This window comes from Lentiprolixibacter aurantiacus, from assembly GCF_026241225.1.
GTDB classification, from domain to species: Bacteria; Bacteroidota; Bacteroidia; order Flavobacteriales; family Flavobacteriaceae; genus Lentiprolixibacter; species Lentiprolixibacter aurantiacus.
This window is the reverse complement of sequence record NZ_JAPFQP010000001.1, coordinates 669755-682477: the sequence shown is the minus strand read 5'-3', so window position 1 is coordinate 682477 and position 12723 is coordinate 669755. Positions and strand designations below refer to the sequence as shown.

At 37.6% G+C, this 12723-nt stretch carries 12 protein-coding genes; all 12 read right to left on the bottom strand.

What is annotated here, in order from left to right; translation table 11 throughout:
• Positions 1-73: 73 nt before the first annotated feature.
• Positions 74-1060 (bottom strand): UDP-glucuronic acid decarboxylase family protein, encoded by a 987-nt coding sequence (locus OO016_RS02970; protein ID WP_266010707.1) that lies wholly within the window; start codon positions 1058-1060, stop codon positions 74-76.
• 6 nt (positions 1061-1066) lie between these two features.
• Complete coding sequence (locus tag OO016_RS02965; RefSeq protein WP_266010705.1) at positions 1067-2386, bottom strand: UDP-glucose dehydrogenase family protein; 1320 nt, start codon at positions 2384-2386, stop codon at positions 1067-1069.
• A 105-nt stretch (positions 2387-2491) separates the two neighbouring features.
• Positions 2492-3814, bottom strand: coding sequence for an exopolysaccharide biosynthesis polyprenyl glycosylphosphotransferase (locus OO016_RS02960; protein ID WP_369413830.1), 1323 nt, complete (start codon positions 3812-3814; stop codon positions 2492-2494).
• Between the two features lie 58 nt (positions 3815-3872).
• Positions 3873-4982 carry a glycosyltransferase gene (locus OO016_RS02955; RefSeq protein WP_266010701.1) on the bottom strand — a complete coding sequence of 370 codons (1110 nt, stop codon included), beginning with the start codon at positions 4980-4982 and terminating at the stop codon, positions 3873-3875.
• Positions 4979-5986 carry an NAD-dependent epimerase/dehydratase family protein gene (locus tag OO016_RS02950; protein WP_266010698.1) on the bottom strand — a complete coding sequence of 336 codons (1008 nt, stop codon included), beginning with the start codon at positions 5984-5986 and terminating at the stop codon, positions 4979-4981. Before OO016_RS02950 ends, OO016_RS02955 begins: the two co-directional genes overlap by 4 nt.
• Before the next feature lie 78 nt (positions 5987-6064).
• Positions 6065-7276, bottom strand: coding sequence for an O-antigen ligase family protein (locus OO016_RS02945; protein ID WP_266010696.1), 1212 nt, complete (start codon positions 7274-7276; stop codon positions 6065-6067).
• On the bottom strand, positions 7273-8205 hold the full coding sequence (locus OO016_RS02940) for an O-antigen ligase family protein (RefSeq protein ID WP_266010694.1): 933 nt from the start codon (positions 8203-8205) through the stop codon (positions 7273-7275). Before OO016_RS02940 ends, OO016_RS02945 begins: the two co-directional genes overlap by 4 nt.
• Before the next feature lie 332 nt (positions 8206-8537).
• A complete protein-coding gene (locus OO016_RS02935; RefSeq protein WP_266010692.1) occupies positions 8538-9638 on the bottom strand; it encodes a glycosyltransferase in 1101 nt (366 codons plus the stop codon).
• Complete coding sequence (locus tag OO016_RS02930) at positions 9631-10875, bottom strand: hypothetical protein (RefSeq protein WP_266010690.1); 1245 nt, start codon at positions 10873-10875, stop codon at positions 9631-9633. The genes OO016_RS02935 and OO016_RS02930 overlap by 8 nt, the downstream gene beginning before the upstream one ends.
• Positions 10866-11657: a hypothetical protein gene (locus OO016_RS02925; RefSeq protein WP_266010687.1), complete on the bottom strand. Its 792-nt coding sequence runs from the start codon at positions 11655-11657 to the stop codon at positions 10866-10868. The genes OO016_RS02930 and OO016_RS02925 overlap by 10 nt, the downstream gene beginning before the upstream one ends.
• 3 nt (positions 11658-11660) lie before the next feature.
• Positions 11661-12401, bottom strand: coding sequence for a glycosyltransferase family 2 protein (locus tag OO016_RS02920; protein WP_266010685.1), 741 nt, complete (start codon positions 12399-12401; stop codon positions 11661-11663).
• Entirely contained in the window at positions 12391-12723 is a 333-nt protein-coding gene (locus OO016_RS02915; protein WP_266010683.1) for a hypothetical protein, read from the bottom strand. Before OO016_RS02915 ends, OO016_RS02920 begins: the two co-directional genes overlap by 11 nt.

Below are 12723 nucleotides of genomic sequence, written 5' to 3'. Positions count from 1 at the left end.
GTTTCCACAAAAATAGGATTTGCAGATCTATTCTGGCAACGTATGCTTGCCTTTATTAAAGTGAAGGTGGATGTTATTTCCGATTTCTTTTGGAAAAATCTCTGTGCTCTTTTTTCTGAAGTTCTTCCTTTGACAGCGTTTTGAAGTAGTCCCAGGTCTTTTTCATTCCTTCGGCCCTCTTGACCTTAGGTTCCCATCCGAGCAATTCTTTTGCCCTGCTGATATCAGGGCGACGTTGCATGGGGTCATCTTCAGGAAGGGGTTTATAGATGATCTTCTGTTCGGTACCGGTGAGCTTCAGGATTTCTTCTGCAAAGTCTTTAATTGAAATTTCACCAGGGTTGCCAATATTCACCGGCATGTGGTAGTCCGCATGTAGCAGGCGAAAGATTCCTTCAATCTGATCATCCACATAGCAAAAAGAGCGGGTCTGTGAGCCATCTCCGAACACGGTAAGGTCCTCACCCCGGAGTGCCTGTCCCATAAAGGCCGGGATTACCCTGCCGTCATTGAGCCGCATTCTGGGGCCATAGGTGTTGAAGATCCTTGCAATACGGGTGTCTAGCCCATGAAAGCGATGATAGGCCATGGTAATGGATTCCTGGAATCTTTTGGCTTCGTCATATACCCCCCTCGGACTAATGGTGTTTACATTCCCGTAATAATCCTCAGACTGCGGGTGTACAAGCGGGTCCCCGTAGACCTCGGAGGTGCTGGCAATAAGGATGCGTGCTTTCTTTTCCTTGGCGAGACCCAGCAGGTTGTGGGTGCCGAGGGCTCCCACTTTAAGTGTCTGAATGGGTATTTTTAAATAATCGATGGGACTGGCAGGAGAAGCAAAATGCAGTATGTATTCGAGTTCTCCGGGTACATAGACAAAGGTAGTTACATCGTGGTGGTAGAATTCGAAATGCTCCAATTTAAAAAGGTGTTCGATGTTTTTCAGGTCTCCCGTAATGAGGTTGTCCATTCCAATGACATGGAACCCTTCTGCGATAAAACGATCGCACAAATGTGAGCCCAAAAAGCCTGCTGCCCCTGTAATTAAAACCCTTTTCAATACTTTTTACTTATCCAGTGTTGCCTTGTCCCGTCCGATGGATTCATAGTGGAAGCCCTCGGATGCCATTTCGGCCACATCATAGAGGTTTCTCCCATCAAAGATAACAGGCTGTTTCATTAATTCTTTCATCAGTGTGAAATTCGGGTTCCGGAATACGCCCCATTCCGTACAAATGACCAGCGCATCTGCCTCTTCCAGAGCTCCGTACATACGCGGGGCAAAGGATATGCTGTCACCCAGTTTACGCTTTACATTATCCATGGCCTCAGGGTCAAAAGCAGTAACCTCAGCACCCAGTTTCAACAGCTCGTCAATCACGACCAGGGAAGAAGCCTCCCGGATATCGTCCGTTTCCGGTTTAAATGCCAGCCCCCATACACCAATATGTTTTCCTTTAAGGTCTCCGCTAAAAAAGGCTTTGATCTTGGGGATAAGGGCTTTTTTCTGGTTCTGGTTGACCTGGATCACAGAATCCAATATCTGGAAATTATAATCCACATCTTTTCCCGATTTATACAGCGCTTTAACATCCTTGGGAAAGCAGGAACCGCCGTATCCAATACCGGGAAACAGGAAACGTTTGCCAATACGGGAATCCGTACCCATGCCAATTCTGACTTTGTCCACATCTGCCCCAACCTTTTCGCAGAAGTTGGCAATTTCATTCATAAAGGTGATTTTGGTCGCGAGGAAGGAGTTAGCCGCATACTTGGTAAGCTCGGCTGATTTCTCATCCATGACGATCATGGGGTTCCCGGATCGCACAAAAGGCTTGTATAGCTTTTTCATAAGGTCTGTGGCGCGTTCCGAGGCAGAACCTATAATGATACGCTCAGGCTTAAGAAAATCGTCCACAGCGAAGCCTTCGCGAAGAAATTCAGGATTGGATACCACATCGAATTCGCAGCGGGCATTTTTGGAAATGGCAGCGTACACTTTTTCCGAGGTGCCCACCGGGACCGTACTTTTGTCAACAATGACTTTATAACTGGTCATGAGTTTTCCTATTTGATCAGCGACTCCAAGAACGTATTTGAGGTCTGCAGAACCATCCTCATCTTCCGGAGTAGGCAAAGCCAGGAAAATAATTTCTCCATGTTCCAGCCCTTCGGCCAAAGAGGTGGTAAAGGTAAGTCGGCCAGCCTCTATATTTCGTTCAAACAGCACGTCCAGGTGAGGTTCATAGATAGGCACCTCCCCACCTTGCATGCGTTTTACTTTATCGGCATCAATGTCTACACAGACCACGTCATTTCCGGTTTCTGCCAGGCAGGTTCCCGAGACCAGTCCTACGTAGCCGGTTCCAATAACGGATACTTTCATATATCAGGCTTTATTCCTGTTTAAAATTATAAACTAATGGCTATATCCATGTATATAGCCGGTGCAAAAATACGTTTAAAAAATGTGAGAGTCAGCACTCTATATTTAATAGGCTTTGTCTTCGCCTTTAAAAATATTCAGAATGGTTTGTACAATTATTTTCAAGTCGAGTAGAAACGACCAGTTTTCGATGTAGAAGATATCCAGCTTAATCCGGTTCTGTATATCACTTTCTTTTTGTATTTCCCCTCGATATCCTTTTACCTGAGCGAGCCCGGTAATACCAGGTTTTACAAAATGACGGAGCATAAATTTATCCACCCTGCTGGCATATTCATCCGTGTGTTTCAACATATGGGGTCTGGGCCCTACCACAGACATATTTCCAAACAAAACGTTATAGAACTGGGGGAGTTCATCAATGCTGGTTTTGCGTATGAACTTTCCTATCTTGGTAATACGCATATCATTCTTCCTGGCCTGATGCTTATCTGCATCCTTGTTCATAGCCATGGAACGGAACTTATAGCAGTTGAATGGCCTATTATCCAGTCCCGATCTCTTCTGGATAAAAAACAAGGGGCCTCTTGATTCCAAGCTTATCAGGATGGCGAGGATTGGACCTATCCAGATCAAAAGTCCAAATATCATCACCAAGCTAAAAACGATATCGAAGGTCCTCTTGACCAATGCATTTAATGGTTTATGCAGGGGAATATCCCGTAGCGAAAGAATAGGCAGATAATCATAATACTCATACTTCAGTTTCTTGGTGTAAATGTTCTTATTATCGGGCAGAAACTTGAGTGTTTTGAGGTTATTGTCTGCAAAATTGATGATTTCATCAATCTGTGTATTGGACAATTCAGATACCGAGCAGTATATTTCGTCTATGTTATTGTCTACTATATACCTGAAGCACTTATAGATATTAAAAACATCTTCTTTTGGGCAGAATTGCTTTTTAAAATCGTATCCAAACTCGGCATGTTCATTAAATACGTCAATAAGCTGTTGTGTTTTTTTGTTTTTTCCAATTACTACAACGTTTCGAAGGTTCCCCTTTATCTTTCCCCGATAATTCATCAACAAATAATAGCTTATGAATTTCAGGATTGAAACTGTGAAAAAAACCAACCCAGCATATTGAGCCAGGGCAAGTCGGCTCATGTTAGGCTGTTTAAAGAAGCCAATAAAAGCGTAGAGGATTAAAAAGAAGAAAAATAGCTGCCTGGTTAGCAATCTTAAAATGTAGGTAACTTTTGAATACCTATAAATCGCATAGAACTCAGTTAATATTGCAATGATAATCCAACCCAGGGAGATGTATGTGTGAAATACCAAGGGAAATTGAAATTGCAAGGGCAGAAAATGAGCCAATAAATTGATTATCAGAAGGTCAAGCAAATATGATAATGGGCTTATCATAAATGAATACCTGCCTTCTCTAGTAAACATAAAATAGAATTTTTGACAAAGATATACTTTAAACGACTTCCTCTATCAAATCCTTGAATTCCGAAAGAAACCGGTCTTCTGCGAAATTTTTAGCATGATTTCTTATGAAATAAGGGTCGTATTGAGAAGATATTCTTTCAAATTTTGAAAGAGCGTTTTTCAAAGACTCAACTGTTTGATCTTCAAAAAAGAGACCGGTTGATTTACCAGGATCTTCATTTTCAATCACCGTTTCTAGCGCACCTCCTTTTTTATAAGCAATTACGGGTATGCCATAAGCCATAACCTCCAAAGGGATCATTCCGAAATCTTCCTCTCCGGGAAAAAGCAATGCTTTGGAATTCTTAAAAATTGCTTCTATTTCTTCCCATTCTAGTGCTCCTAGAATTTTAACATTAGGTGAAGCTATTCTTTGAAGATGCTCTTTTTCGGATCCATCACCAATAATAACCAATTTTTTGTCCAGATCTTTGAATGTCTGCACTAGCAGATCTATTCTTTTATATGGAGCTAAGGCCCCAAAACTAAGATAGAATTCCGGATTTGAATTGGATTTTAGTTGACGATTGAAGAGTTCATTCGCAATTGGAGGGTATATAATTTCAGCTTTACGTTTGTAATACTTATTTACCCTTTTTGCCACATTGTGGGAGTTTGCAACATATACATCTACATTGTTAACAGTAGTTTTATCCCATTCTCTTAGACGCTTAAAAAAGAATCTCGCAATTGGCTTAAGGATTGCGGTGATATTCCTAAGATATTCATCCGTAAAGCCCCAGCAATACCTCATTGGGCTATGTATATAGCATATATGCTTAGTTTTTTTAGATTTTATTTTTACCCCCTTTGCGGGGCCAGATTCAGATGAAATAATCAAATCGTAATCTTCTCTTAATCTTAGTGATCTTATTCCCCATGGATATAAGGGAAAAATCTTTTGGTAGTACTTTCTCAGAAACCAATTATTTAAAATGGAAGCATAAACTTTATGTCCTTTTAAACGAGAACCATATACGTTTTCATCATAGAACAAAGTATAGATATCTGCATCTGGATAAAGTTCAAGTATTTTTTCAACAACTTTTTCTCCCCCACGCCGGGTAACAAACCAATAATGTATCAATGCAACTTTCATTCAAAATCTTCTGGTGCAACACTTTTCCAATGCGTCAGGGCATTATCAAAGGAATATTTGAATTCAAATCCTTGTTCTATCAAATATTTTGGTTTAATGTTCGTAGGAAAGCCGGCCTTTCTGACCCGCACAGGGTGGATATCCGACTTTTTACCGATCAGTTTAAATACAATTTGAACAAAGAAGGCTATAACTGCTAGCACCCGTGTTGAAATCTTTAAAGTAGGCTTAGAGTATCCTAGTGATTTCTTGGCTTCTCCAACCATATCCTTCAATTCAAGGAGGGGATTCTCGGCATAGTTGTAAAGAATATATTTATCCTTTTTACTCATGGTAAAAAGAATGCTATCCACCAGGCCGTAAACATACCCATAGGCCTTAACAATATTGCCTCCATTAGGTAAAATAAAAGTACCCTTTTTAAGAGCTTTGATCATTCTATAAACATTCCCGGGATCCTTTGGGCCAAATATTACACTGGGACGTACTAGAATGAGTCTTCTGTCTGAATCCTCTAGCATCCATTTTTCATGGATTTTTTCCGCTAGTGCCTTTGAAATTCCATAGCCTGTTTCCGGATACAAAGGTGATTCCTCAGTTCTTTGTTCAAGAGACCTTCCATAAGGTGCTATACTACTTGTAAAGAACAAATTTGTGATGCCCGTTTTTCTGGCAAACTCATTTATATTTTCCGCACCAGGGACATTCGTGTCAAAATACTCATAAAAATCATGGCCAGGTTCGCGATGGACCGCTGCAAGGTTAAAAATCCAGCTATCTTTTAAAGAAGCTTCCTGAATTCCAAGCTCTATAGGCTTTCGTACATCTAATTTTATGTATTCGACTAATCCATTAGAAATACTTCCATCAAACCCAATTAAGGGGTTTATATCACACACATAATACTTATCAAACTTACTAGTTTCAATTAGGGTTCTAAGAAGGTTAGAACCTATATAACCAGAGCCTCCAAAAATAATCGCAGTTGATACCAATCTTATCATATTTTTTCTGTGCAAAGATATCCAAGGTATTCTATCAAGCAATCAAAAGCGCAAATTCGCATATAATATGTGCCTTCCTCAATGATCGTTTTTGCTCAGATCCTCTGCCATTTTAATTGAAACAATTAATAATGGGTACAAAGTTGCATATAGAACTTTGCCTTGAAACCTTATGAAAACAGATTCGACCAATTGGGATGAAAAAAACAGCAGCATAATACTCGCAAGGACTAAGGTTTGTTTATCTATTCTCTTCATGTAACGTGCCGGATAAAAAACTATTAGTAGAATTGAGAATAATCCGAATATGCCGTAATCCAGGTAATCATGAATATATTGGTTGTGGACATCAAACTCTTTATATTCCTCTCTTGGATCATTTTGTCCATATTCCTCCATCATTATTTCTCTTAATCTCTGCTGTCCTCCACCTATTCCTTCTCCGTATATAAAATCATTTTGGGCTATTATATCTAACGATCTATCCCATAAAAAGAATCTTTCGTCTTTAGCGTTAATCAGATCAATAATTTTTTTACGGAAGTACGAGGACTGCAGAAATAAGACAATTACAAGGCTTATTACGCCAAGAATAGCAGCAGTTCTTTTTAACAGAGAGCGACCGGATTTCTGCCTTAAATAGAATACAAGCCAAATTCCTATTAAAACGATATTTATTGCTATAGAAGCTCTATTTGCCAGATAAAACAGATTCAAATTAAAAATAAGTAAAAGACCTACCCTGGCATAATTCTGTAATCGAGAAAAAGGGAGCCATAATAGCAATGTACTCGCAACAACAAGATAATAACTCCAATATGTTGGATGTATCCCAAGAAGGTGGGGGTATTTCCATTGTAAATAATTTTCATCCATGCTACCTACAAACTCCAGGTTTGTAAAATAAAACTCCATAAGGATGATTAGGGAAATAACAGATAAAACAAATAAAGAGCCAATAAAAGCCAATAGGCTTTTTTGTATATCCTCACCAGATCTTACAAACAGAAATATGACTGAAGGCATAAATAGCAAAACCAGTTGTTTTTCAAGTCTTTTTATTGCTAATGCCTGATCGTCCGACAAGAAAAAGAAAACTAAGTTAAGTGCTATATAAATCAAAAAGGGAATATAGGCCCAAATATTAGGGAGTTTAGGCTTTTCCCTTATAAGGAAAAATCCAGATGCCAAAAATAGCATCAAACACATAATACTACCATAGCGAATGCTTACCAGGGAAATGGTCAAGACAATTCCTGCCATTACTGGCATGACCGTTCTACTACTCATCCAAGATTTTTTTGAACATATAGATACACCAATCCCAACTGAGATAGCATTAATTCCGCCAACACTGAGGAACCAGTGCCATTGGTAAGCATAAGACCTACTACATAAAAGAACAACAGAATTCCTAATTTACCGCGACGGCCAAGAAAAATGAGAAGAAAAACAAAAAAAAGTATCCCACAGAAAAGAGAGAAAATCCCTCCATAGGCCAGAGTGCCAACATAAAAGCTTTCAGGTACAGACACATGCGCCAAACTTACTCCTTCTAATTGTTCTTGAATAGATAAAATCTCCTCAAACCTGATCCTATTAAATCCAAACCCTAACAATATCCATTGAGGATGTTCCCATATATATTGAAAAAAAAGATACCATGTATTGAGTCTGTAAGATACATTATTGTCAACCCGACCTCTTTCAGAAAAGGAGCTCAACATGTGTTCTATTTTATTGAACAGAACTACGTCTGGTTGCCATATCAACAAAGAGATCGTTCCTATGAATAGGAATAAAAGCGTTAGGTAAACATACCTTTTTGAAAACCTAGATAACAAAACGATATAAGTGCAATAAAATCCAAAGGTTAGAATGAGTAGCAATAAGGTCTCTCTGGAGGTGAGAAATGATATGTTGATCAGAATTAGTAATGTAAAGATTTTACTTCTTCTGAAATGAGTTTCCTGCAAGTTAAATATGGCCAAAATGAGCAATAGCACAAGGTAAGATCCATAAATGCCATGATTGCCTCCTATTCGCTCAAACATGCCACTTTGAAGATTCAACACCATATTGCTAAAACCAGTGGGCATGTATTCTGCATTCCAGGTTGTAAAGGATACAAAATTTCCCCAGGACATTCCCAAAGACCAATACCAATATAAATAGAGAGATAATGATATAATAACAACCCACGATCCAATCTTTAGCATATTAGATCTGGTTTTGGTATGATCGATAGGAGAATTCAGAAGAAGAAAGATAGAGTATGCGTATAACAAATATTTCAGAGTTTTAGCAACTCCTATAACATCCCAGGTAAAAAACAGTGATACCAGCGAGCTTATAATTATTAATATCAGGCAAAGAATTAGAAAAATGTAAGGGATTGAGAAATTCTGAATTTTATTATTCAGATTTTTAAGTGTTATTAGAAAGCACAGGATTATAAGGAAGGGCTCCTGGGGCATTATTCGGAACCCTTCAAGCAATTCAATCTTAAAGGTTAGAGGGATAGTTAACAATAAAATAGTTAGCCATTTATTCATACTAGTAAAGAATGATATAACTCTTGGTGATTTTTCACCATTTTTTCCACCGTAAAACTGTTCTCAAACACTTTCCTTGAATTTTCACCTAATAAGGCCTTTAATTCAGAATCGTTCTTGATTTTAAGAATTTTCTCTTTTGCTATTTCTTCATTTTCTGATGGAAAAAGAAACCCATTGATTTCGTTTTTACACACTTCGTTATTCCCAACGACATCGCTTGCTACAATTGGGATTTTCATCGATGAAGCTTCTATTAAAGCAAATGGCAATCCCTCCCATCTCGACGTTGATAAATAAAGATCTGTATTACTCAAATACTCGCTAATCTGCTCTTTATTCTTAAATCCAACAAAGTCAATATTATTCAACCCCAACTCACGAGATTTTTGCTCTAAAGATGCTTTATCTTCGCCATCTCCAATCAATACAAATAATATCTCCTTTTCCGATTTACATTTTTCGGCAATACGAATCATTGACTCCATATTTTTTGCATAGTCAAACCTAGAAAGAGTTGCTATGACGAACTTGCCTTTATATTTTTCACTTAGTTGGGGGGTTCTTTTCGGTTGTATCGCCGGAATTCCATTGTAAATCTGAACAGACTTAGCTCTTGTAAGGATACGATGGCCAATGCAGATTTCTCTTTCTCCAATTGAAACATTGATAACCTTGTCTGTAAGACTTAACATGAGTCTTTCGTAAAATAGATATAGATATTTTTGTAAAAGGTTGTATTTCTGAATATGCACCCCTCGATAAGCATGAATAATCTTCAATCTTGGGTTAGTCAATTTAAGAAGCCTGCCATAAACGCCAGCACCTTTACCGTTGGACTGGATGAGTTTAATTTTGTTTTCTCTAATAAAGGAAGAAAGTCGAAGTAAAAACTTGACTGAAAATTTACGGTGTGGTAGAACAAAAACCTGTTTTATTCGAGGATTAGATTTCCACTTCTCAAAATATGGTTTGTCCTCTGGGCATGCAAAATATAACTCATATGAATCACTGAGGTTATTGGCCATAACATCCATATAGTTCGGGGCCCCACCATAGTCTGCTCGCAATGAAATATGCATAATTCTTTCAGCCATTTTTCCTATTTACTCCTATTAAATTATAGTAGCTTACTACAGTGTAGAAACAATATATGCTGAATGTACTAATGAGAACTCCGAGAACCTCCAATTTCAAGCTTATCGCAAAGATATAATTGAAGATTATATTCAACACAAAACCTATGAAAGCTACTTTAAGCAATAAGTCAATTTTTCCAGATCTATAGTAGTACCTATAAAACAGGTCCCACACCATGTAAAACAGAACGGTAATAACGCCTATGTAAATGATTTTTTTTAGTAGCAGTAAATTATCCAATTTAAAAAAGGAAATTATCGCACTTCCAAAAACCTCCACAACAATTACCAAAACCAACGCTGCCAACATGAAAAAAGGAGCAAGTCTTTTTAGCGTTTTGAAGAATACTTGTCTGACCTCATCTAAGGTCTTTAACTCATTGATTTGAACAAAAAAATTTGACTTTATATCTAAGGATTGTCTGATAATCAATGGGGCTTTTAAGCCATATACATAATAAACAATACTTCCTTCTCCCATAAATGATAAAAAGTATTTGTCCGTTATATCGATCAAGGTTATCACAACTAATATTCCCAGGACCTTAAAAAAATATACTACTGGCAACTTTTCATCGCACAGGGCAGCCTGGCCAGAGCTAAATACTTTGTAGGTATACTTTGAGAATAACAGTAAAAATACAATTGCCTCGGACATTACAAGTGACATCGCAAGTGCTAGGAAGCTTAGCGAATCACCAAAGATGTTGAGTTTGTGAAGAACAACCAGAATAACTACATCAAGTAATGATAATAGTGAATAATAGAATAAGACCCGTTTGTTTTTAAGTTGATAACGATATATCAACAAATAGTAATTTGAATTTATACTTATTATAGCCCAAATGGAAAGTATAATCATATTTATAATAACTAATTTCTCAGTGCCTGAAATCAGTGCCAATGCCAAGGCGATAACAGAAATCAAAAGAGCTATCCGTCCTATATAAATATTATATTTCTTGATGAAATTTAGATCATGTTTGAAAGTCACCAGTTTTGAAGAATATACGATCTCGAAAAGTATACTTACCAAAGCAACCAATCCCACTATCGCTTTTGCCAAAAAAAAGGAATCAAGAGTGGCCGTAGCTCCAAAGAAATACAGAAGGTAGGCCGCTCGAAGAAGTACCATGGAAGTTGTAAAAACTTTTACAAAAATTTCCTTGGTTAAAAAATCCATACTTATAGCCATCGAGATAAAAAATAATCTTCCCCATACTTCAAGATGCGACTATGATTTTTTTCCATCCCGGTTTCTTTTAATTGGCCAAGAGCAATGAAATGATTGCTTTTCCCATACTTTGGAATTAGCCTATCTAAGTAATCAAATATTTTGGAAAATTTGGTCATCATATATTCTGTTCCAGATATAAAAAAGAAATCTTGAAGACCTCTATCATCATAAGGATAGCCAATAGGATTTAAGACCGTTTTTGGATTAAGCTTGAAATCCCCGTATTCGTATCCTTCCAATAATCGATCTTCATAGAAAGCGCCTATCCAATCCCCTGAATAAAACTTACTCGGACTAATATTGTTAAGTAAAAAGGGTGACAATAGGCTCATATCGAAGCGAGTGGCTATTATTAGGTCATATTCATTTCCACTCTCTGCAATTAAGTCAATTGATCTTTTAAAACTATACCACCTCGAATAGATATTGTTAAGGCGTTTGAATTCATAATCCTTCCCTAAGGCTTTTTTAATAAGCTCCTTGATAAGAAGAAGTAATGGTGCTTTTCTTAGTTCCTTAGGCTCTTCAAAATCAAACTTAAGGGGTTGCATATAATCAACCACCTCCTGTTCAAATTCCTTGGACCAGGAATGCATGAAAACATCAAAATCATGATCAGGGTTAGACCAAATCAGATTTCTTTGAATTAGATCGAACTCATTGCGATATCCAACATCTAGTCCTCCACTTTTGAAGTTTTTACCTTTTGCAATCCCGTGATAGCATAATGCAATCTTCACTTCTTAATAGTTTAAAGGATTCTTTTCAAGAAAAGCATTTAGATCTGCCGGTGTTCCTATTCCGTGCATATTACTTTCCGGGATATTATAGATCAATATTCTCTTTCCCTCCCTGATTGAATAGTTATAAACGGGGCACGTATAAAACTCATTATTGGACCTGTCATTAGCAACTATCATATCTATAGCAGAATTGACAAAAAAACGCCCTTTAGAAAAAAAATATAATCCAACCGTCGCATACTCGGATATTGCCTCCTTCTCTTTTACCCTTTCAACTTCTCCATTTTCGGAAATTTGGGCAAAAGACCATTTTGGATTTTTTGTTATATCCCGAAAAGTCAGGATAGATCCGTCACCGCCTCTTTCAACACAATCCTCAATGTATGCTTTTAAATCAAAGTCCACAATTTGATCAGAGTTTGCCATTAATAGCGGCTCGTCATTATTTATATACTTCCTTGCATGAAGCACTGTGCAGGCGGCACCTTCTGTCTGGTGGTCTATAGGAACAAAAACAGCATTATACTTGGAAGATATTTGCTCAATTAATGCCTTCTCCCTTTCCATATGCTCCTTTTGGGCCACCAGTATATATTTAGCATCAGGATACTCTAGATTCTCCATTACCCTCACTATCATGGGCTTACCCATTACATCAATAAATGGTTTTGGTTTTAAGTATCCTTCTTTGGCAAATCTGCTGCCAGCGCCCGCCATTGGAATCACTATATTAATGCTCATATATGCCCATGTATTTATCGTTATTAGCCCCCGGGATTTTAACCACTGCAGTTACAGTATCTTCTAAAGCTTTGAAATCTGTAGATTCAAAAGGTGAAATTATTATAATATCTCCTTGCTGGTAAGTTTTGCCGTTCATCAGAACAGAACCCGAAACTATAGTTGTGATCTCTGTTGCGAGTTTATGATAATGCATATCTTCAAAATCGCCTTTATTGTATTCCTTAATTGCAACCTCAACGTCATTCGTCTGATAAACAGTTGGTTCAAAATTTCCTACAAACCAACCCTTGGTCATTTCCTTTAAGTTTCTTTTTTTCAT

Bases quoted from the DNA above. Each gene is read 5' to 3' on its own strand.
- OO016_RS02965 (WP_266010705.1), bottom strand. From the start codon at position 2,386: ATGAAAGTATCCGTTATTGGAACCGGCTACGTAGGACTGGTCTCGGGA.
- OO016_RS02960 (WP_369413830.1), bottom strand. From the start codon at position 3,814: ATGATAAGCCCATTATCATATTTGCTTGACCTTCTGATAATCAATTTA.
- OO016_RS02955 (WP_266010701.1), bottom strand. From the start codon at position 4,982: ATGAAAGTTGCATTGATACATTATTGGTTTGTTACCCGGCGTGGGGGA.
- OO016_RS02950 (WP_266010698.1), bottom strand. From the start codon at position 5,986: ATGATAAGATTGGTATCAACTGCGATTATTTTTGGAGGCTCTGGTTAT.
- OO016_RS02945 (WP_266010696.1), bottom strand. From the start codon at position 7,276: ATGAGTAGTAGAACGGTCATGCCAGTAATGGCAGGAATTGTCTTGACC.
- OO016_RS02940 (WP_266010694.1), bottom strand. From the start codon at position 8,205: ATGCTAAAGATTGGATCGTGGGTTGTTATTATATCATTATCTCTCTAT.
- OO016_RS02935 (WP_266010692.1), bottom strand. From the start codon at position 9,638: ATGGCTGAAAGAATTATGCATATTTCATTGCGAGCAGACTATGGTGGG.
- OO016_RS02930 (WP_266010690.1), bottom strand. From the start codon at position 10,875: ATGGCTATAAGTATGGATTTTTTAACCAAGGAAATTTTTGTAAAAGTT.
- OO016_RS02920 (WP_266010685.1), bottom strand. From the start codon at position 12,401: ATGAGCATTAATATAGTGATTCCAATGGCGGGCGCTGGCAGCAGATTT.
- OO016_RS02915 (WP_266010683.1), bottom strand. From the start codon at position 12,723: ATGAAAAAAAGAAACTTAAAGGAAATGACCAAGGGTTGGTTTGTAGGA.